Origin of the sequence: Bradyrhizobium sp. (assembly GCF_030654605.1) — a bacterium.
Taxonomy (GTDB): Bacteria; Pseudomonadota; Alphaproteobacteria; order Rhizobiales; family Xanthobacteraceae; genus Bradyrhizobium.
On sequence record NZ_JAURXB010000118.1, the window covers coordinates 1 to 20,313 of the forward strand.

General features: G+C 63.9%; 22 protein-coding genes and 1 pseudogene. 12 read left to right on the forward strand and 11 right to left on the reverse strand.

The window, feature by feature from the left end; translation table 11 throughout:
- From Q7U29_RS12055 to Q7U29_RS12100, 10 genes and pseudogenes are all read left to right on the forward strand, one after another.
- Positions 1 to 181: pseudogene (locus Q7U29_RS12055) on the forward strand (FAD-dependent oxidoreductase); the annotation flags it as partial.
- Positions 182 to 243: 62 nt separating this feature from the next.
- Positions 244 to 1,413, forward strand: coding sequence for an MFS transporter (locus Q7U29_RS12060; RefSeq protein ID WP_304741755.1), 1,170 nt, complete (start codon positions 244 to 246; stop codon positions 1,411 to 1,413).
- A gap of 82 nt (positions 1,414 to 1,495) precedes the next feature.
- On the forward strand, positions 1,496 to 1,681 hold the full coding sequence (locus Q7U29_RS12065) for a hypothetical protein (protein ID WP_304741671.1): 186 nt from the start codon (positions 1,496 to 1,498) through the stop codon (positions 1,679 to 1,681).
- 15 nt (positions 1,682 to 1,696) lie between these two features.
- Complete coding sequence (locus Q7U29_RS12070) at positions 1,697 to 2,113, forward strand: RidA family protein (protein WP_304741673.1); 417 nt, start codon at positions 1,697 to 1,699, stop codon at positions 2,111 to 2,113.
- 50 nt (positions 2,114 to 2,163) lie between these two features.
- Positions 2,164 to 2,610 (forward strand): GNAT family N-acetyltransferase, encoded by a 447-nt coding sequence (locus Q7U29_RS12075; protein ID WP_304741674.1) that lies wholly within the window; start codon positions 2,164 to 2,166, stop codon positions 2,608 to 2,610.
- A gap of 101 nt (positions 2,611 to 2,711) precedes the next feature.
- Positions 2,712 to 3,098, forward strand: a complete 387-nt coding sequence (locus Q7U29_RS12080; protein ID WP_304741676.1) for a hypothetical protein — start codon at positions 2,712 to 2,714, stop codon at positions 3,096 to 3,098.
- Positions 3,099 to 3,240: 142 nt separating this feature from the next.
- On the forward strand, positions 3,241 to 3,591 hold the full coding sequence (locus Q7U29_RS12085; RefSeq protein WP_304741678.1) for a DUF3147 family protein: 351 nt from the start codon (positions 3,241 to 3,243) through the stop codon (positions 3,589 to 3,591).
- A 172-nt stretch (positions 3,592 to 3,763) separates the two neighbouring features.
- A complete protein-coding gene (locus Q7U29_RS12090) occupies positions 3,764 to 4,582 on the forward strand; it encodes a chromate resistance protein ChrB domain-containing protein (RefSeq protein WP_304741680.1) in 819 nt (272 codons plus the stop codon).
- The gene (gene chrA, locus Q7U29_RS12095; RefSeq protein WP_304741682.1) at positions 4,579 to 5,973 is read left to right on the forward strand and encodes a chromate efflux transporter; all 1,395 of its coding nucleotides are present in this window, start codon (positions 4,579 to 4,581) and stop codon (positions 5,971 to 5,973) included. The genes Q7U29_RS12090 and chrA overlap by 4 nt, the downstream gene beginning before the upstream one ends.
- Before the next feature lie 81 nt (positions 5,974 to 6,054).
- On the forward strand, positions 6,055 to 6,693 hold the full coding sequence (locus Q7U29_RS12100) for a DUF6064 family protein (protein WP_304741684.1): 639 nt from the start codon (positions 6,055 to 6,057) through the stop codon (positions 6,691 to 6,693).
- A gap of 17 nt (positions 6,694 to 6,710) precedes the next feature.
- Here Q7U29_RS12100 and Q7U29_RS12105 read toward each other — a convergent pair whose 3' ends face one another.
- From Q7U29_RS12105 to rpoZ, 11 genes are all read right to left on the reverse strand, one after another.
- Complete coding sequence (locus tag Q7U29_RS12105) at positions 6,711 to 7,640, reverse strand: cation diffusion facilitator family transporter (protein WP_304741686.1); 930 nt, start codon at positions 7,638 to 7,640, stop codon at positions 6,711 to 6,713.
- A gap of 168 nt (positions 7,641 to 7,808) precedes the next feature.
- Positions 7,809 to 10,061, reverse strand: coding sequence for a DNA topoisomerase IV subunit A (gene parC, locus Q7U29_RS12110; RefSeq protein ID WP_304741688.1), 2,253 nt, complete (start codon positions 10,059 to 10,061; stop codon positions 7,809 to 7,811).
- Positions 10,062 to 10,248: 187 nt separating this feature from the next.
- Complete coding sequence (gene recO / locus Q7U29_RS12115; RefSeq protein ID WP_304741690.1) at positions 10,249 to 11,001, reverse strand: DNA repair protein RecO; 753 nt, start codon at positions 10,999 to 11,001, stop codon at positions 10,249 to 10,251.
- A gap of 160 nt (positions 11,002 to 11,161) precedes the next feature.
- Positions 11,162 to 11,542, reverse strand: coding sequence for a hypothetical protein (locus Q7U29_RS12120; protein WP_304741692.1), 381 nt, complete (start codon positions 11,540 to 11,542; stop codon positions 11,162 to 11,164).
- Between the two features lie 11 nt (positions 11,543 to 11,553).
- Positions 11,554 to 12,522 carry a GTPase Era gene (gene era, locus Q7U29_RS12125; RefSeq protein ID WP_304741694.1) on the reverse strand — a complete coding sequence of 323 codons (969 nt, stop codon included), beginning with the start codon at positions 12,520 to 12,522 and terminating at the stop codon, positions 11,554 to 11,556.
- On the reverse strand, positions 12,512 to 13,339 hold the full coding sequence (gene rnc / locus Q7U29_RS12130) for a ribonuclease III (RefSeq protein ID WP_304741696.1): 828 nt from the start codon (positions 13,337 to 13,339) through the stop codon (positions 12,512 to 12,514). Before rnc ends, era begins: the two co-directional genes overlap by 11 nt.
- The gene (lepB, locus tag Q7U29_RS12135; protein WP_304741698.1) at positions 13,336 to 14,097 is read right to left on the reverse strand and encodes a signal peptidase I; all 762 of its coding nucleotides are present in this window, start codon (positions 14,095 to 14,097) and stop codon (positions 13,336 to 13,338) included. Before lepB ends, rnc begins: the two co-directional genes overlap by 4 nt.
- A 276-nt stretch (positions 14,098 to 14,373) precedes the next feature.
- A complete protein-coding gene (gene acpS, locus Q7U29_RS12140; protein WP_304741700.1) occupies positions 14,374 to 14,793 on the reverse strand; it encodes a holo-ACP synthase in 420 nt (139 codons plus the stop codon).
- Positions 14,790 to 15,575, reverse strand: coding sequence for a pyridoxine 5'-phosphate synthase (locus Q7U29_RS12145; RefSeq protein WP_304741702.1), 786 nt, complete (start codon positions 15,573 to 15,575; stop codon positions 14,790 to 14,792). The genes acpS and Q7U29_RS12145 overlap by 4 nt, the downstream gene beginning before the upstream one ends.
- Before the next feature lie 144 nt (positions 15,576 to 15,719).
- A complete protein-coding gene (locus Q7U29_RS12150) occupies positions 15,720 to 18,023 on the reverse strand; it encodes a bifunctional (p)ppGpp synthetase/guanosine-3',5'-bis(diphosphate) 3'-pyrophosphohydrolase (RefSeq protein ID WP_304741704.1) in 2,304 nt (767 codons plus the stop codon).
- Positions 18,024 to 18,269: 246 nt separating this feature from the next.
- Positions 18,270 to 18,662: a DNA-directed RNA polymerase subunit omega gene (gene rpoZ / locus Q7U29_RS12155; protein ID WP_074276225.1), complete on the reverse strand. Its 393-nt coding sequence runs from the start codon at positions 18,660 to 18,662 to the stop codon at positions 18,270 to 18,272.
- Positions 18,663 to 19,011: 349 nt separating this feature from the next.
- On the opposite strand from rpoZ, the gene Q7U29_RS12160 reads away from it, so the two are divergent.
- Together Q7U29_RS12160 and Q7U29_RS12165 are read left to right on the forward strand one after the other, a co-directional pair.
- Positions 19,012 to 19,641: an NYN domain-containing protein gene (locus Q7U29_RS12160; RefSeq protein ID WP_304741706.1), complete on the forward strand. Its 630-nt coding sequence runs from the start codon at positions 19,012 to 19,014 to the stop codon at positions 19,639 to 19,641.
- Entirely contained in the window at positions 19,619 to 20,311 is a 693-nt protein-coding gene (locus Q7U29_RS12165) for a uracil-DNA glycosylase (protein ID WP_304741708.1), read from the forward strand. Before Q7U29_RS12160 ends, Q7U29_RS12165 begins: the two co-directional genes overlap by 23 nt.
- Positions 20,312 to 20,313: the final 2 nt, after the last annotated feature.

Genomic DNA, 20,313 nt, shown 5'->3' on the forward strand with positions numbered 1-20,313 from the left:
CGACCACGAAGCCGCGGCGCGCGTCGAACTGGTGCTGCCGGAAACCGGCGTCTGCAGCCGCGCGGATGCGCCCGGCGCAAGCCAGTGCTGCGGCGGACCGGCGCCATCGGCTGTTGACGCCTGTTGCATCGACGACGCAAATGCCAGGCAACAAGGAAAAACCGGATGCGGCTGCGGCTAGCGCGGCCTGAACGGAGATAGGTGAGCCAAATTTCGCTGGAGGGCCGATCCGTCATCGTCGCGATGTGCCTGGGGCAGCTCGGCAGCCTGCTTCCGCATGTCGTGGTACCGTCGGTTCTCGCCGCGTTCCTGATACCGGAATGGCAGTTGAGCGGCGCACAGGCCGGCCTGCTGGCGGGCTCCGGCGCCGCCGGCTACATGCTGACCGTGCCGGTGCTGGCGACGCTGACGGACCGGATCGACGCCCGCAAGATCCTGATCGCGGGTTCGGCGGTCAGCGCACTCGGTACCCTGCTGTTCGGGCTGTTCGCCACCGGCCTCTGGTCGGGCGCGCTGTTCAACGCGATCGCCGGCATCGGCTTTGCCGGCGCCTATATGCCCGGCCTCAAGGCGCTGACCGACCGTCTCGCACCAGGCGATTCCTCCCGCGCCATCACGTTCTACACCTCCAGCTTCTCGTTCGGCGTCGGGCTGTCGTTTTTGGTCGCGCAACTAGTCGCGGACAGTTTTGGCTGGCGCAGCGCGTTTTACGTGACGGCTCTCGGTCCGATCGTGATGCTGGGGGTCTGCCTGCTGTTGCGACCCGTCGCACCGAAGCCCGCGCAAGGGCGTTTGCTGGATTTCGCGCCGGTCTTCCGCAATACCAGAGCGATGGGATTCGTGCTCGGCTACGGCGCGCATTGTTTCGAGCTCTATGGCATCCGGACCTGGCTGGTCGCGTTCTGGACGTTCGTCATCATCAGACACGGACAAACCTCCATCCTGACGCCTGTTGTCGTCAGCGTGGTGTTCTCGCTGCTGGCGATGCCCGCCAGCATTTTCGGCAATGAACTGGCGCTGAAGTTCGGCCGGCATCGCGCCATCACGGCCGTGATGCTGAGCTCCGCAGTCGTGGCGCTGCTGATTGGATGGTTTTCCGACCAGTCGCCCTGGCTATTGCTGCCGCTGCTGCTGGCCTATGCGATCACCGTGCCGGCGGATTCCGGCGCTTTGACTTCGGGCATGTCGATGGCCGCGCATCCCGACTATCGCGGCGCCACCATGGCGGCGCATTCCACCGTCGGATTCAGCCTGTCGGCACTCGGCGCCTGGGGCGTCGGCGTCGCACTCGACCTCGCCGGCGGGCCGCTCAGCGCCACCGCCTGGATGGCCGCGTTTGCGGTTCTGGCGGCCGGCATTCTGCTCGGCCCGGTGGCGCTCTATTGGTCCCGAAGCGCAGCAGCACGGTCATGAGCCCGCGGCAGCCGGCGGCGTGCCAACGATCCCGCGATAGTTGACCCTTCCAATTGCGCGCCGTTTCGCGCAAAACCACCGCATGGAAAACGACACCGGCCCGGCAGCCACGCCAAGAAGTCTCGTGCGGTGGGCGATCACCCCGCCGCAATCCTATGCGGTTTATTTCCTCGCCCTCGTGCTGGTGGCGGGACTGTCGTTTTACGCCGGCTCGCTGAAGCCGAAGACGGCCGTCGGCGGGCCTCCAGTGTCCGCCCCGCGCAACTGAAGTTCGGATCATGCCATGACCCGCGACGCCGCAGCTTCGATCGTCCGCATCAACCCGCCCGAACTCGGCACGCCGCCCGGCTATTCGCAGGTGGTCGAAGTCAGCGCCGGCAGGATCATCTTCATATCGGGCCAGACCGCGCTCGACCGCGACGGCAATGTGGTGGGCAAACATGATTTCGCCGCCCAGGCCGAACAGGTGTTCGGCAACCTCGCGGTGGCCCTGCAAGCGCGCGGATGCACCGCGGCCAATCTGGTCAAGCTGACGGTGTTCCTCACCGACATGGACAATCTCGCAACCTATCGCGAGGCGCGAAACCGGTTCTTCGCGACCGTCACGCCGCCGGCCGCGCCCGCGGTGACGCTGGTCGAGGTCTCAAAACTGTACGGTGCGGATTTCATGATCGAGATCGAGGCAATTGCAGCGGCGTAAATCTCGCGAATCGATCTAGGCTGGGCGGACATACATCATCCGGTGTTCAGATGCCCGTTGCCAGGCTCGCCCGAACCGCCGATCTTGCTTCGTTGCTCGATCTGTATCGGGTCTCGGAGGTCAGTTCCCCTGCCGAGCCGATCGAACGGGCCGAACAGATCTGGCGGGAAATGCTGTCTGACCGCAGCGTCGCGGTTTTCGTTTCCGCTGATAACGCCCAGATCGTTGCAAGCTGCATGCTGATATCAGCGCCAAATCTGCTGCGCGCCGGACGGCGACACGGCTTTCTCGAAAATGTCGTCACTCATCCCGCCTTTCAGGGGCAAGGTCATGGACGCGCCGTGGTCGGCGCCGCCCTCGCGGAAGCATGGACCCGGGACTGTCACCACGTCCTGATGCAGAGCGGCCGGCAAGACCCGCGCGTGCATCGCTTCTATCAGCGCTGCGGTTTCGAGCCGGGACTCAGGATCGGCTACGTCGCGCGCCGGCCGGCCTGACGGGCCAAGCGCACCCTACCCCGCAAATTTGAGTTCCGGACGCCGGAACAAATTGCGCCCTGCGGCTTAGTAATCCCAAGCCGTTGCGCTGGAGATTGCCGATGCAAAAACCTTGGCCAAGAACTGGCTTGAAGATACCTTATGGGGCGGATCAGACCGTCTACCTCGTCGTCGACCGGGTGAGTCGGCAGGGCGCCGTGTACTGCGAAATCGAGATCGAGCGGACCGACATCGAAACCATCGTCGCCGACCTCCTCGCCGGACAATTTAACGACCCCGTCCGCGTCACCGCCTTCAACACCCTCGAACATTGGTCACACGACATCTCCAGCGATATCGCCACCGAAATCCAGACCCGTTGCGACATCGAGGGCGCCGCCGTGCCCGGGCATGTCGAGGACTTCGTTCACGAGCACACCAATTCAGTCCTGCGGCAACCGTCGTTTCGCCGGCCCGGTCACTCACCGGCAAGCCGCGCGGCAAGGTAATCGGTGCGGCGCTGGCCTGCGGCCAGCGATAGCCGAGTTTCCCCCGAGATGCGGAGCGTTCGCGGCTGGATCGCACCCCTGTCTATGGCATCTTGCCTGGCGGCATCGCGCAGGCATACTTGCCCGGGGAAACGATCTTGCCATGGCCTACTTCATCATCAAAATCCTGTTGTCAGGCATCATCATTGCCGCCGTGTCCGAAATCGCAAAGCGCAGCCCGGCCTTCGGTGCGCTGGTCGTTTCCCTGCCGCTGGTGTCGCTGCTGGGGATTCTCTGGCTTTGGCGCGACACCAGGGATATCGAGCGCATTGCCGGTCATGCGGAAGCGACCTTCTGGTATGTGCTGCCTTCGCTGCCCATGTTCCTCGTGATGCCGGCAATGCTTCGCGCGGGCGTAGGCTTTTGGCTTTCGCTGGGCGCAAGCTGCGCACTGACCGTCGTGCTGTATTTCATCACGGCCTGGGCGCTCTCGAAGTTCGGGATCAATTTGTAACCCGCAGCGCTTCGCGGCCCGCGAGCGGGTCATATCGGCGATCCACCCGCGGTCCGCGCATTGACAGCCGCCGCCGGTTCGCTTATTTCCGAACCCATGGGGATTTTTGCGATCTCCCCACGAGGCGTCATGCCCAAGTATCGCGTCCCGTATCTCTCACGAGGGCGCATTCATGTCATCCTTCACAACGATATCTGCTGACAAACTTGCTCGCCTGATCGGCACGGCGAGTACCCCTGCCTTGATCGACGTCCGCACCGACGAGGATTTTGCCGCCGATCCCAGGCTGATTCCTGGCGCGGTGCGGCGCAATCATCAGGAGGCCGCCGATTGGGGCGAGGAATTTTTGGGCCGTCCGGCCATCGTGGTCTGCCTGCGCGGCCAGAAGCTCGCGGAGGGCACCGCTGCCTGGCTCAGACATGTTCATGTCGAAGCCGAAGCGCTGGAGGGCGGCTTTGAAGGCTGGAAGGCCGCCAAGCTGCCGCTGGTGCCGGCGCAAAAACTCCCCGCACGCGATGCGAAAGGGCGCACCGTCTGGGTCACCCGGGCGCGACCGAAGATCGACCGCATCGCCTGCCCCTGGCTGATCCGCCGGTTCGTCGATCCGAACGCCGTGTTTCTGTTCGTGGCGCCTGCCGAGGTGGTCGCGGTCGGCGAGCGCTTCAACGCCATCCCGTTCGATATCGAGAACGTGTTCTGGAGCCATCGCGGCGAACTCTGCACCTTCGACGTCATGGTGGAGGAGTTCGGCCTCGCAACCCCGCCCTTGTTGCGGCTGGCGACCATGGTGCGTGCCGCGGATACCGGCAGGCTCGATCTGTCGCCGGAAGCGCCGGGATTGCTGGCGGCATCGCTCGGGCTGTCCCGGATGTATGATGACGATCTCGAACAACTCGAGGCGGGCATCGTGCTGTACGATGCGTTCTACCGCTGGTGCCGGGATGCATCGGGCGAAACCCATAACTGGCCCACCAAGAAGGCGACGCCATGAGCGATATTGCTGCGAATGAGAAAACCACCGGAGCGGATGTCGGCCATGGCATCAGCTTCGGTGAAGCCTTTCGGGTCTGGTTGCGGGTCGCCGTCCTGAGTTTCGGCGGTCCGGCCGGGCAGATCGCGGTGATGCATCGCATCCTGGTCGAGGAGAAGAACTGGATTTCCGAAAGCCGGTTCCTGCACGCGCTGAATTATTGCATGCTGCTGCCCGGACCGGAGGCGCAGCAGCTCGCCACCTATATCGGCTGGCTGTTGCACCGCACCGCCGGCGGCATCATGGCCGGCGGCCTGTTCATTCTCCCGGGCATCATCGCCATCATGGGGTTGAGCTATATCTATGCCGCCTTCGGCAAGGTCGGGATCGTCGAGGCGCTGTTCTTCGGGCTGAAGGCCGCGGTGCTGGCGATCGTGATCCAGGCCGTGGTCCGCGTCGGCAAGCGCGCACTCCGCAACCGGATCATGATCGCGCTGGCGGCCATCGCCTTCATTGCAATCTTCTTCTTCAACGTACCGTTCCCGATCATCATCATCGTCGCCAGTGTGATCGGATTTTTCGGCGCCAGAAGCGGACGCAGCGAGTTTGCCGCGGTCGAGCACGGCGGCGGCAAGAAGGCCGCGGCGGTCGACAGCATGCTCGGCGACGCCGTCCCCGACCATGTCCGCGCCAGCGTTCCCCGCGCGCTGAAAGTCGGCGCGGTCTGGCTGACGCTGTGGCTGGTGCCGGTCGCCGCCCTGCTGATCGCGTTCGGCCAGGCCAATGTGTTCAGCCAGATCGCGCTGTTCTTCAGCAAGATGGCGATGGTGACGTTCGGCGGCGCCTATGCGGTGCTGGCCTATGTCGCGCAACAGGCGGTCGAGCATTACCGCTGGCTTGGGCCGGGCGAGATGCTCGATGGTTTGGGCATGGCCGAGACCACGCCCGGTCCATTGATCATGGTGCTGCAGTTCGTCGGCTTCATGGCCGCCTTCCGCGATCCCGGCACATTGTCGCCGATGCTGGCGGGCACGCTCGGCGGATTGCTGGCGACCTGGGTCACCTTCACGCCCTGCTTCCTCTGGATCTTTCTCGGCGCGCCCTTTGTCGAAACCTTGCGCGGCAACAAGGGCCTCGCCGGCGCGCTCGGCGCGATCACCGCCGCCGTGGTCGGCGTGATCCTCAACCTGTCGATCTGGTTCGCGCTGCACACCGTGTTCCGGCAGACCACACCCATACGATCGTTCGGGCTGTCGTTCGATATGCCGGTGTGGTCGAGTGTCGATTTTGCGGCGCTGGCTTTGGCGATCGCCGCGGCGACCGCGATCTTCCGCTTCAACATGGGTATGCTGACGGTGCTGGCGGGCTCGTGTGCCGCCGGCGTGTTGTTGCGGCTGGCGGGGGTGATCTAGCCATCGCGCAGGCACTTGCTGCAGATCAAATGGGTCGTCGCCGGCGCAGCTATCCTGCCGCAGATAATCAGGGGCTGCACCATGTTGCCGTTTACGCAGGAGCAATTTCTCGCGGTATTCGTCAGTTACAATCGAGCGATCTGGCCGGTTCAGTTCGGGATGTATCAGCTCGGCGGCCTCGCGGTCGCGCTGCTGTTCTGGAAGCCAAAGGGAGCGGATCGCATGATTGCCGGCATCCTGGCGGCGATGTGGCTATGGACCGGTATCGCCTATCACGCGCTGTTCTTCTCGGCGATCAACAAGGCGGCGTATCTGTTCGCTGCATTATTCGTGATCCAGGGCGGCTACCTGATCTATGCCGGCGTGTATCGCGGCCGGATCCAATTCGGCGTCCGTTCCGGTTCGGCAAGCTGGGTCGGTATCGCGCTGATCGCCTATGCGGCGATCGTCTATCCCATAATCAGCATAGCGAGGGGCCACCCTTATCCCGCGATGCCGGTGTTCGGAGTCACACCGTGCCCGGTGACGATCTTCACCTTCGGACTGCTGCTGTTGGCTGCCCCGCCGCTGTCGCGCTGGCTCCTTGTCATTCCCTTTGTCTGGTCGCTGATCGGCGGCAGCGCCGCGATTCTTCTCAACGTACCCCAGGACTGGCTGCTGCTCGCAAGCGGCTTCATCGCGGTACCGCTGATCGTGTTCGGAAATCGGCGGGCCGCCTGAGATCGCCAACATCGCTCCTACACCACCTCCGCCGGCGCCAGTTTGCAGGCATCCGTGCCGGCCTCGATCTGCAGCGTGGCGTGATCGATGTTGAAGCGGTGCGAAAGCTCCGCGCAAACGTCATGCAGGAATGAATCGTCGCTGCCGCCGGGCCGCACCAGATGCGCGGTCAGCGCGGTTTCGTTGGTGCTCATGGCCCAGACATGGAGGTCGTGCACCTCGGTGACGCCGTCGAGCTGCCCGAAATAGTCCCTCACCTCCGCAAGCTCGATGCCTCTGGGCACGCCGTCGAGCGCGAGATTGACGCTATCGCGGGCGAGGCCCCAGCTGCTTGCGAGCACGACGGCGGCGATGACGAGACTGATGGCGGGATCGACCCACAGCCATCCCGTCAGCATGATCGCAAGCGCCGCGACCACCACACCGGCGGAAACGCCGGCGTCCGCCGCCATGTGCAGATAGGCGCCGCGGATGTTGAGATCGCCCTCCCGGCCCCGCATGAACAGCAGCGCGGTGGTGCCGTTGATGGCGATGCCGAGCGCGGCCACCCACACGACGGTCCAGCCCGCCACCTCGGCCGGCTGCCTGATCCGGTCGATGGCCTCGACGGCGATGGCGCCGACCGCGATCAGCAGCAGGCCGGCATTGGCCAGCGCCGCGAGGATCGAGGCCCGCCGGTAGCCATAGGTGTGCCGCTCGGTCGGTCGCCGCCGCGCCAGCCATCCCGCGGCCCATGCCAGCACCAGCGCGATCACATCGGAAAAATTGTGAACCGCATCCGAAATCAGCGCCAGCGAGTTGGCGGCATAGCCGAACACCAGCTCGGCCGCGACGAACGCGGTATTGAGCGCAATGCCGACGGCGAACGCGAAGCCGAAATTATCCGGCGCGTGGCTGTGCCCGGCATGGCTATGCTCGTGCGAGTGATGATCGTGGTGATGGGCCATGAGACGATTATAGCGCGCGTGAACTGGCGAATACTATTACGGCACTTCGTCGTCCCTGCGAACGCGGGGACCCATAACCACAGGCCGTCGTGTTGTGCACACTCGTAGACATACCGTCCTAAACGAGAGGACAACGCGGTATGGGTCCCTGCGTTCGCAGGGACGACATCACTCCACGCCCTTGCCGAACTTGTTCGACTTCGGCAGGCCGTGCGCGAGGCGGCCGGCGTCGGCGCGGTTGCCGCGCCAGTCGGTCAATTCCTTCCAGCTCATGCTCTGGTCGCGCCCGGCCGAATCCTTCCAGGTCAGGCCCGCCTTGGCTTCGAAGGTCGCAACGTCCGACAGCGACGCGCTGGTGTATTTCTGCAGCCGCACGCCGCGGCCGCGCGCCATTTCCGGCACCTGGTCGAGCGGGAACACCACCATCTTGTGGTTGGTGCCGATCACGGCGACGGTGTCGCCTGACACGGTCGCGATCGCACACGCCTCGTTCGGCATTTCGACGTTCAGCACCTGCTTGCCCTTGCGGGTGTTGCCGACGCAATCGTCCTCGTTGACCACAAAACCCTGGCCTTCGAGGCTCGCGATCAGGAACTTGCGGCCGCCCTTGTTGACGAACAGCGAGACGATCGCGGTCTCCTGCTCCATGTCGATGAACATCCGGATCGGCTCGCCATGACCGCGCCCGCCCGGCAGTTTTGCCACATCGAGCGAATAGAACCGGCCGTTGGTGGCGAGCAGCAACAACTTTGACGTGGTCTCGGCGAAGAACGCCTTGTCGAGCTTGTCGTCGGTCTTGAAGGTCAGCGTCGAGAGATCGGCGACATGGCCCTTCAGCGTGCGCACCCAGCCCTTTTCGGAAACGACGACCGTGACCGGCTCGCGCTCGACGAACGCTTCCTCGATCGCGGCGAGGTCATGCTCGGGCGCGTCGGCGAACATGGTGCGGCGCTTGCCGAGCGGCGTCTTCGGCCCAAAGATGTCGCGAACTTTCCGCACCTGCTCGCCGATCTTCGACCACTGCTCGGCCTCGGAGCCCAGAAGGCCCTTGATGCCCTTCAGCTCGGCGCGAAGGTTCTTGTCCTCGGTGCGGATCTCGAATTCCTCGAGCTTGCGCAAACTGCGCAGCCGCATGTTGAGGATGGCCTCGGCCTGGATCTCGGTCAGCTTGAACGCCTTGATCAGCTCCGGCTTCGGCTCATCCTCGGTCCGGATGATTTTGATCACTTTGTCGATGTTCAGGTACGCGATCAGGTAGCCGCCGAGCACTTCCAGCCGGTGCTCGATCTGCACTTTCCGATAGTTGGAGCGGCGCAGCAGCACGTCGCGCAGATGGTCGAGCCATTCGCGCAGGCATTCGGCCAGCCCGAGCACCTTGGGGATGCGGCCTTTGACCAGCACGTTGAGGTTCAGCGGAATCCGGCTTTCCAGCTCGGTCAGCCTGAACAGCGATTCCATCAGCAGTTCCGGATCGACCGCGCGGGATTTCGGCTCGATCACGAGACGGATGTCTTCGGCCGATTCGTCGCGGACGTCGTCGACGAGGGGCAGCTTCTTCGCGGTCAGCAGCTCGGCGATTTTTTCCACCAGCCGGGATTTCTGCACCAGCCAGGGGATTTCCGTGATCACCACCACCCAGGTGCCGCGGGCGCCCTCTTCCTGCACCCATTTGGCGCGGGTGCGGAACGAACCGCGCCCGGTCATGTAGGCTTCCGCAATGCTCTCCTTGGAATCGACGATGATGCCGCCGGTCGGGAAATCAGGTCCCTTGACCCATTTCAGCAGCGTCTTCGACTTGGCGTCGGGCTTGTCGATCAGATGCAGCGCGGCGTCGCATAGTTCGGCCACGTTGTGCGGCGGGATCGAGGTGGCCATGCCGACCGCGATGCCCTGCGCGCCATTGGCGAGCAGATTCGGAAAGCCGCCGGGCAGCACGATCGGCTCTTTGCTCTGGCCGTCGTAATTGGCGCGGAATTCGACGCCGTCCTCGTCGATGCCCTCGAGCAGCAGCCGCGCGACCTCGGTCATGCGTGCTTCGGTGTAGCGGTAGGCGGCCGGATTATCACCGTCGATATTGCCGAAATTGCCCTGGCCGTCGACCAGCGGATAGCGCGAGGAGAAATCCTGTGCCAGGCGCACCAGCGCATCGTAGATCGACTGGTCGCCATGCGGATGGAACGAGCCCATCACGTCGCCGACGATTTTGGCCGATTTCTTGAACGGCGTGCCGGGGTCGAGCCGCAGCAGCCGCATGCCATAGAGGATACGCCGGTGCACCGGCTTCAGGCCGTCGCGGGCGTCCGGCAGCGCGCGGTGCATGATGGTCGAGAGCGCGTAAGCGAGGTAGCGCTCCTCGAGCGCGTCGCGCAGCATGACCTCGTGGATCTCAGCCGGTTCAGGCGGAATCAGTCGTTTTCCCATGGGGACGGGTTAAACTTTTGAGGCGAATCGGGCAAGCCGCGAGTCGGCAAACTGTCGTCCCTGCGAACGCAGGGACCCATAACCACCGGTGTTTGTGGAGGAAAACGGCTGGGGCCGCAGCTCTCATCGACAGGCCGCAGTGTATGGGTCCCTGCTTTCGCAGGGACGACCCGTTGAGAGGCTGTGCTCACACCTCCGGGCTTACCTTCGCCCGGTGCCTGGTCACCGCATTGATGAACCCGTCGCGGGCATCGGAATGGCCCTGCCCGCGCGGCTCCAGCACGTGGCGCAGCAGGAACCGGCCGGTGAGCACAAAACCGTCCTGCAGGTCCTGGTCGGACCAGCCGTTCGCCCCGCCCCCTCCCTCCCGCAAAAATGCCGGCAGCCGCAGCAGCCGGTCGCGCCAGGGATCGCCGGCCCGCCGCGACACCGCGCCGCCGGACTTCGGCGAGACATAGATCAGATCTTTGGTCTCGCCGGTTGCAGCACAATTTTCCAGATCGAGCCCGAATCCGAGTTCGGTGAGCATGGCGAGTTCGAATTTGATGAGCTGGATGGCGGCTTCGCCGATGTCGTCGAAATCATCCAGCGTGCGCTCCAGCATCTCGTAGATGTCTTCATGCGGATCGCGTTCCGGCAACAGCCGCGCCAGCGAGGCCAGATGAGTCACGCCATAGGTCGCATGCGAAGACGCCAGCACGGTGGCCGCGCGCAGCCGCGTGCCTTCGAGGACATAATAGCCGAGATGCTCGTCGAGCCGCGCCCGCCACACCGCCGTGACGCTGTTGCCGGGCTGCAGCAAGGGCCGCATCCGCTTGCCGGCGCCGCCGCGCACCAAGCCGAGATGGCGGCCATGGCCGCGCGTCAAAAGCTCGACAATGGCGGAGGATTCGCCATGCCGCCGCACCCCCAGGACGATGCCTTCGTCGGTCCATTCCATGACGCGGAGCCTACAGGATTCCGATGCCGGGCGCAGCCATCTCCAACCAGTCATTCCGGGGCGATGCGAAGCATCGAACCCGGAATCTCGAGATTCCGGGTTCGCGTCTTCGACGCGCCCCGGAATGACGCGGAGAGCGCACCTCCGCGGATTCCTCCTACTATGCGTTGAACCAGTCCCTGGCGTCGCCGGTAAAGGAAAAAAACAGGCCGGCTGCCGTCAGCGCGCACGAAACGACCTCGATCGCGCTGCTGAACTCCAGGCCCCTTGCGCCGATGACCTGCACCAGCGTGATCACGGACAGCGCCAAAGCGGCTGACAGAATCCAGCGCGGCCAGTTCTTGCGCTGCCGGGCCGCGAGCCGCACGAAGTGGACCAGCAGCAGGATCAGGGCGATCGCCATCAGGCTCTCGACCATGATCATCGTTTCCGTCATCTGCGCGCTCGGCGTGCGGTCCCGGAACGCGATCGACACCGCGTCGAGCGTCAGCGACAGGTAGAGCAGCACTTCAAACCACAGAACGTTTCTCGGTACGGTCATCGCGACGCCTGCTATTCCTTCGGGAATTCGAGGCCCATTTCGCGGTAGCGATTGGGATCGTCGCCCCAGTTTTCGCGCACCTTGACGAACAGGAACAGGTGCACGGGCACGCCGACGATCTCGGCGATCTCCTTGCGCGAATCCGCGCCGATCGACTTGATGGTGGCGCCGCCCTTGCCGAGCACGATCTTGCGCTGGCTTTCGCGCTCGACGAAAATGGTCTGCTCGATGCGGATCGATTTGTCCTTGCGCTCGGTCCAGCTGTCGGTCTCGACGGTGGATTGATACGGCAGCTCCTGATGCAGCTGGCGAAAGATCTTCTCGCGGGTGATTTCCGCCGCCAGATGCCGCATCGGCGCATCCGACATCTGGTCTTCAGGGTAGTGGTACGGCCCCGGCGGCACCATCGCGGCCAGCGTGTGGCGCAAATCGTCGACGCCATCGCCGGTCATGGCCGACACCATGAAGGTCTCGGCAAATTTCAGCCGTTCGTTGGCGGCCTGCGCCAGCTTCAGGAGCTTTTCCTTGTCGACGATATCGACCTTGTTGATGACCAGCAGTTTGGGATGGTTGACGGTCGCCACCTTGGCAAAGATCGCCTCGGCCTCCTCGTCGATCCCCTCGCGGGCGTCGAGCAGCACGCAGACGAGGTCGGCGTCATGCGCCCCGGTCCAGGCGGTCGACACCATGGCGCGATCGAGCCTTCGCTTCGGCATGAAGATGCCGGGGGTATCGACCAGGATGATCTGGGCGTTGTTGTCGATCACGATACCGCGGATCAGCGCCCTTGTGGTCTGCACCTTGCGCGAGACGATGGTGACCTTGGAACCGACCAGCGCGTTGACCAGCGTGGACTTGCCGACATTGGGAGCGCCGATCAGCGCGACAAAGCCGCAGCGGGTCGCCGCCGGCGGCGCAACACCGACCTCAACGCCGCCGCCAATGTCCTCTTCGACGTGATTTTGGGGCTCAGCTATCATTGTTACCACCACCGACGCCTTCGACGCCTTCACGTTCTATCATGACGGATGCCGCGACCTTTTCGGCCGCGCGCTTGCTGCCGCCGAGGCCTTCGGCCGGCTCGAGGCCGGGCAGATCCACCGCGACCCGGAACTGGGGATCGTGATGCGGCCCGGTGCGCTCGACCTCGCGGTAAACCGGCGTCGGCAGTCCCTTGCCCTGCGCCCATTCCTGCAGCACCGTCTTGGGATCGCGCAGCGGCCGCCGCGGCTTGCGCATCCGCTCCACCCAGTTGCGCTCGACGAATTGCGCCGCGGCGGTGTAGCCGCCGTCGAGAAAGATCGCGCCGATCACCGCTTCGCAGATGTCGCCGAGCACCGATTTGCGCAACCGCGCACCGGCGCCGGCGCCGACCGCGCCGAGCTTGATGTCGTCGATCAGTCCGAGCGATTTGGCGACATCGGCGCAACTCTCCTTGCGCACGAGATCGGCGAGCCGTTTCGACAGTTCGCCCTCATTGGCATTGGGGAAGGCGCGATACAGCATGTCGGAGACCACGAGCCCCAGCACGTGATCGCCCAGGAATTCGAGACGCTGATAGCTGTCACCGCGCTTGCGCGAGGATTTCAGCGCCGAGACGTGGGTGAATGCGGTCGCCAGCAGCTCGGCATCGGCAAATTTATGCCCGATCCGCGCCTCGATCGCCGCGGTCGCGGCCTTGGCGCTGACCTTGCTGCGCTTCTTCTTCACCGCCGCGGGTTCGCTCCCGGCATCGGGCTGAACGCGTGCTTCGCCCGGCGCGGAGGATGTCTGGAGATCGGGCGATTCGTCGTTCATCGCACGATTGAGAAGATACGATTCCAGCGCACCGCGGTCGGCCAGCGCCAGAACATCCAGGCGTGTTCGCCCTCGGCAATGGAGAAGAAGATCATCTGGGCCCGGCCGACGATATTCTCGAACGGCACGTAGCCCACCGCCGACAACACCCGGCTGTCGGTGGAGTTGTCGCGGTTGTCGCCCATCATGAAGAGGTGGCCGGCCGGTACGGTGTAGATCGTGGTGTTGTCGTAGAATCCGTTGTCGACACAATCCAGCGACTCATAGGTGACGCCGTTCGGCAGCGTCTCCTTCCAGCGCTTGACCCGCGCGGTGGCATCGGAGGATCCGCAGGGGTCCTCGCCGATGAAGTCGCTGAGCCGCTCGCGCTTGACCGGCGCTTCGTTGATGTAGAGCAGGCCCTCCTTCATCTGGATACGGTCGCCGGGCAGCCCGATCACGCGCTTGATGTAGTCGGTGGAATCGTCCTTCGGCAGGCGGAACACGATGATGTCGCCGCGTGCCGGCTCGGAGCCGAAGATGCGTCCGGAAAACAGCGGCGGCGACAACGGGATCGAATAGTGGCTGTAGCCGTAGGAATATTTCGAGACGAACAGGTAATCGCCGACCAGCAGCGTCGCCTTCATCGATCCCGAGGGGATGTTGAAGGGTTGAAACAGGAAGGTACGGATCACGAGGGCGATCAGGAGCGCATGGATGACGACGCGGATGGTTTCACCCAAGCCGCTTTCAGTTTTTGTGCCGGATGTCACGCTCATCGCTTTCCCAATTTCCGTCGCGATTGACGCGCGGTGGCAGAGCATTTTCCTCACGCGAATCGCTTTTCGCTTCGCGTCGAGAAAATGGTCTTGATTCTGATATTGTGAGCCAGTCCCGGCGCTGGCCTGAACTCGCCCTGTTCGATATCCCTGCGGCGTTTTAGACGGTTGTTCGCAGCCGCGCAATCAACGGTCGCATGAAAACTTGCTAATCCATTGAGTTGGCGAGGATTTTTAGTTTTGCACCGGACCGCGGAAGATACCGGCGCCGGAGCCTCAGGCTTTGACCGGATTGACCGCCGAAATTATGACGAAGGCCTGCGCCAGCGGCCAATCGTCGGTTATCGACAGATCGATTCGCGCCTCCAGGCCCTCCGGCGTCAGCGCCTGAAGCCTGGCCAGCGCCCCGCCGGTCAGTTGCATGGTCGGACGCCCCCCCGGCAGGTTGACCACCCCCATATCCCGCCACCAGACGCCCCGGCGGATCCCGGTGCCCAGCGCCTTGGAACAGGCCTCCTTGGCGGCAAACCGCTTGGCATAGGTCGCCACCACCATTTTCTCGCTCTTGGCGCGGCGCCCGGCCCGGGCGCGCTCGGCGTCGGTGAAAACCCGGTCGAGGAAGCGGTCGCCGTGACGCTCGATCACTTTTGCCACCCGGCGGATGTCGATCAGGTCGGAGCCAATGCCGATGATCATGCCCGGCTCGTCCGGCTCTGGAGATTCCCGAGCTTCGCTCGCCCGCGGTCCATCGCCGCCCGCATCGTCCGGACGGTCTCGCCGAGCCCGACGAACAGCGCCTCCCCGATCATGTAGTAGCCGATATTCAGTTCCATGATCTCGGCCACTTCAGCGATCGACTCCGCGGTCGCATAATCGAGGCCGTGGCCGGCATGGACCTCGAGGCCGGCCGTGCGCGCCAGTACTGCTCCGGCAACGATGCGCCGCCATTCGGATTCCGCCTTGGCCGTATGGCCGTCCACCACGGCGTCGCACCAGGCGCCGGTATGGATCTCGATGACAGGCGCGCGCAACCTGGCCGCCATTTCGATCTGGGCGGGGTCGGCGGCGATGAACAGCGACACCCGCACCCCGGCATCGTTCAGGCGGGCGATGAACGGCGCCAGTGCATTGTGCTGCCCGACCACGTCGAGGCCGCCCTCGGTGGTGAGCTCCTCGCGGCGTTCGGGCACCAGGCACACCGCATGCGGCTTGGTCGCCAGCGCGATTCGGAGCATGTCTTCGGTCGCCGCCATCTCGAAGTTCAGCGGTTTCGAGATCTCCGCCTTCAGCCGCGCCATGTCGTCGTCGCGGATATGGCGGCGGTCCTCGCGCAAGTGAGCCGTAATACCGTCGGCGCCGGCCTCGATGGCGACCAGCGCCGCGCGCACTGGATCCGGCCGCTCGCCGGCCCTGGCGTTGCGCAGGGTGGCGACGTGGTCGACATTGACACCGAGACGCAGCGGAGGAGGATTTAGCATAATCGACTTTCGGCAGATATTGCAGCGTACGAGATCCTCATCCTGAGGAGCGGCCGCTTGGCCGCGTCTCGAAGGATGAGGCGCATGTTGTCTCATGGTTCGAGACGCGCGCAAGGGCGCGCTCCTCACCATGAGGAAGTTTCTTTACCCATTGACGCGGTCGACCCGGGCGACGACGGCCTTGGCGCGCAACTGGGCGATGATAGCGCTGAGATGCTTCAGGTCATAGACCTCGAGATCGACGGTGAGTTCGGTGAAGTCGGGCGAACGCCTCGACATGCTGATATTGTCGATATTGCCGTCATGCTCGGCGATCACGGTCGCCACCTGGGCGAGACTTCCAGGCTCGTTGACGTTGTCGATCCTGATCCGCGCCGGAAAGCGCTGCGGCATGGTCTCGTCGATGTCCCAACGCACGTCGAGCCAGCGTTCCGGCTCCTCCTCGAAATCCTTCAGCGCCGGCGACTGGATCGGATAGATCGTGATGCCCTCCCCCGGCGTCACGATCCCGACAATGCGGTCGCCCGGCACCGCGCCGCCGTTCGGCGCGAATTTCACGGGCAGATCGGAATTGATGCCGCGGATCGGGATAACCGAGGCGGACCGCGCCGGATGGTGCGGATCGGCCTTCAGCTTCAGCTTGACCGCGAGGCTCTTCTTGGCGCCATAGCGCACCACCCGCTCTTCCTTGTAGTCTGGGTACATCGCGCGCGCGACGTCGGAGGCCTTCATCTCGCCGCGTCCGACCGACGCCATCACGTCGTCGATCGAGGCGCGCGCCAGCCGGGGCAGCGCGCCCTTGAGCTTGTCGTCGGCGTATTCGATCTTGGCGCGCGCGAACAGCCGCTCGACGATGCGGCGGCCGAGCCCGGCATATTGATCGCGCACAGCGGTGCGCGTCGCGCGCCGGATCGCCGCCCGCGCCTTGCCGGTGACCGCCAGCGATTCCCAAGCTGACGGCGGCGCTGCCTGCGCTTCCGAGGTCAGCACCTCGACCTCGTCGCCGTTCTGCAACTCGGACGACAGGGGTGCGAACTTGCCGTTGATCTTGCAGCCGACCGCGCTGTTGCCGACGTCGGTATGCACCGCATAGGCGAAATCGATCACATTGGCCTGGCGCGGCAACGCGATCAGCTTGCCCTTGGGGGTGAAGCAGAACACCTGATCGTGAAACAGCTCGAGCTTGGTGTGCTCGAGGAACTCTTCCGGATTGGCGCTGTCGGACAGGATGCCGATGGTGTGGCGCAGCCAGGCGAAGGCATTGGATTCGCGCTTCAGGAGCTCGGTCGGCGATCCCACGCCATCCTTGTAGAAGGCATGCGCGGCGATGCCCAGTTCCGCGATCTGGTCCATCTCCTCGGTGCGGATCTGCAGTTCGACGCGCTGGTTGCCGGGACCGATCACGGTCGTGTGAATCGAACGGTAGTCGTTCTGCTTCGGCGTCGAGATGTAATCCTTGAAGCGGCCGGGCACCACCGGCCAGGTGGTGTGCACGACGCCGAGCGCGCGGTAGCAGGCCTCGACGTCATTCATCACGACGCGGAATCCGAAAATGTCGGACAATTGCTCGAAGCCGACCGACTTGCGCTCCATCTTGGTCCAGATCGAAAACGGCCGCTTGCGCCGGCCATAGACATGCGCCGTCATGCCATTCTTCTGCAGATTCTTGGTCAGCTGGCTCTCGATTTCGCCGATCAGATTGCGGTTGCGCTCTTCCAGCGCTTCCAGCCGCTGCATCACCACCGAATGGGCTTCCGGATCGAGCATGTGGAACGAAAGGTCTTCGAGCTCCTCGCGCATCTCCTGCATGCCCATGCGGCCGGCGAGCGGCGCGTAGATGTCGAGCGTCTCCTCGGCGATCCGGCGCCGCGAAGCGGGCGGCACGAATTCCAGCGTGCGCATATTGTGCAGGCGGTCGGCGAGCTTGATCAGGAGAACGCGGACGTCGTCGGCGATCGCCAGCAAGAGCTTGCGCAGGTTCTCCGCCTGCTTGGCCTCGCGCGAAACCAGCTCCAGCCGTTTCAGCTTGGTGAGCCCGTCCACCAGAGCGCCGATCTCATGGCCAAAGACGTGATCGATTTCGGCGCGGGTGGCCTCGGTATCCTCGATGGTGTCGTGCAGCAGGGCGGCCACAATGGTGGCGTCGTCGAGCTTGAGGTCGGTGAGGATCGCCGCGACCTCGAGCGGATGCGAGAAATAGGGGTCGCCGGAGGCGCGGGTTTGCGTGCCATGCGCCTTCATGGCGTAGACATAGGCGCGGTTCAGCAGATCTTCGTTGGTATCGGGATTATAGGACCTGACGCGCTCGACCAGATCGTATTGCCGCATCATGCCGGAACGCGGTGATTTCGCCGGCTTGGCAGGCGGCGGCACAGTCGAGGTTGGCGCCACCGCAACCGATTCGGTCGCGGCCTGCATCTGCCGTGGGCTGCGGCGCCAATACGCCATCGAATTGTTGCCTCCGTGCCAGGCCCGAACGCGCCCGCTTCACGATATTAACCTAGTGTGTTCTTGACCCGAGCATCACCCGTTCGGAGGGTTAAATGTTCGGTTTCAGGCCCAACGGTGACAGCATCTGACTGCACCCGTTACCGGGCCATCGTAACCACGAAAATGTCAACAAAAGCAAAGGCCCGGACGTATGTCCGGGCCCTGGGCAAATCGGATGGGTTCGGAAGGCGCGGTCCAGACGGCCTATTCGTCCTCTTCCGGCTGTTCTTCCGGCGGCGCCAGGCCCTCGAGGCCCTTCAGCAGCTCCTCCTCGGTCATCCGCTCGACGGCGACTTCGGTGTCGTCGGCATCGACGCTAGCCCCGGCCGACCCGATCAAGGGCACGGTATCGGGTTCCGGCTCGTCGACTTCGACGAATTTCTGCAAGGAATGAACCAGTTCCTCACGCAAATCCTCAGGGGAAATCGAGGAGTCAGCGATTTCGCGCAGGGAAACGACCGGATTCTTGTCGTTATCGCGATCAACCGTGAGTTGCGATCCCGAGGAAATCATGCGAGCGCGATGGGCTGCCAACAGGACCAGATCGAACCTATTATCGACCTTATCAATGCAATCTTCTACGGTGACGCGCGCCATCGACTGTCGCTCCGTTAAATGGGACGAATGTGTTGATTATGCCGCGGTAATTATAGGTCCCGGAGGCGTTCCGCAAGGCCAATTTTGTGATTTGCCTTCTTGTTGGGCTCTGGTAACCCCTCCCCGGGGCCAGAATGGCCGGAGCGTCCAGGCAAGGCAATTTGCCGCCAGGACAAGAAATCGCTTCATTGCCTCGTCAAGAAAGTAGCGGTCGTTTCACCTGTCCACACCACATTTGAGGTGGTGTTGGTGATAGGTATATTCACCGAACTTTAGGCGGCATATGCTGAAGATGCGCGGCTTGGTTGCCGCCGCGCCAAAAACGTAACAACAACGTGAGAACCCTTTGATGTCACCTGCTTCCTCCAAGATCGCGCTCTTCATCGATGGCGCCAATCTCTATGCAACCGCCAAGACGCTCGGCTTCGACATCGATTACAAGCGCCTTCTCAAGGAATTCCAGAGCCGCGGCACGTTGCTGCGGGCGTTCTATTACACCGCGATCATCGAGGATCAGGAATATTCCTCGATCCGGCCGCTGATCGACTGGCTCGACTACAACGGCTACACCGTCGTCACCAAGGCGACCAAGGAATTCATCGACGCCAGCGGCCGCCGCAAGGTCAAGGGCAACATGGATATCGAGCTCGCGGTCGATGCGATGGAACTCGCCGAACATGTCGACCAGATCGTGCTGTTTTCCGGCGACGGCGATTTCCGCTCGCTGGTCGAGGCGGTGCAACGGCGCGGCGTCCGCGTCACCGTGGTCTCGACGATTTCGAGCCAGCCGCCGATGATCGCCGACGAACTGCGGCGCCAGGCCGACGTCTTCACCGATCTGGTGGAGCTGCAATCCAAGCTCGGCCGCGATCCGTCCGAGCGTCCGGCTCCGCGCGAGCCGCGCCATCATGCGCCGCAATTCCTGCAGCGCGCGACCACGATGGCGCCGAGGGCCGATGACGACGATTTCGAGGACTGAGGCTGATCCGCGGCGCGGCCGCAAGCCGCCCGCCTCTCTCCCCACCGCACCCGACCCCAATTGCCCGCTGTGTCCGAGGCTCGCGAGCTATCGCGACTCGGTGCGTGCGCGCGAGCCAACATGGTTCAATTCGCCGGTGCCGTCGTTCGGCGATGCCAATGCCGCACTGCTGATCGTCGGCCTCGCGCCCGGCGTGCAGGGCGCCAATCGCACCGGGCGTCCCTTCACCGGCGATTTCGCCGGCGACCTGCTCTACGCCACGCTGCTGGAATATGGTTTTGCCAAAGGCGTCTATCAGGCCAGGCCCGACGACGGGCTGAAACTGGTCGATTGCCGGATCAGCAACGCGGTGCGCTGCGTGCCGCCGCAGAACAAGCCGTTGCCCGTCGAGATCAACACCTGCCGCCAGTTCCTGATCGCGACGATCGCGTCAATGCCCAAACTGCGCGCCATCGTGGCACTCGGCCGCGTCGCGCATGACTCGATGCTGAAAGTCCTGACGCTTCGCGCCGCCGCAGCGCCGTTTGGACATGGTGCGATCCATCAGGCCGGCGCGCTGAAGCTCTACGACAGCTATCATTGCTCGCGCTACAACACCAACACGCGGGTGCTGACGCCGGAGATGTTTCGCGGGGTGTTTGCCAAGGTGCGCGCGAATCTGGATTCGTAGGT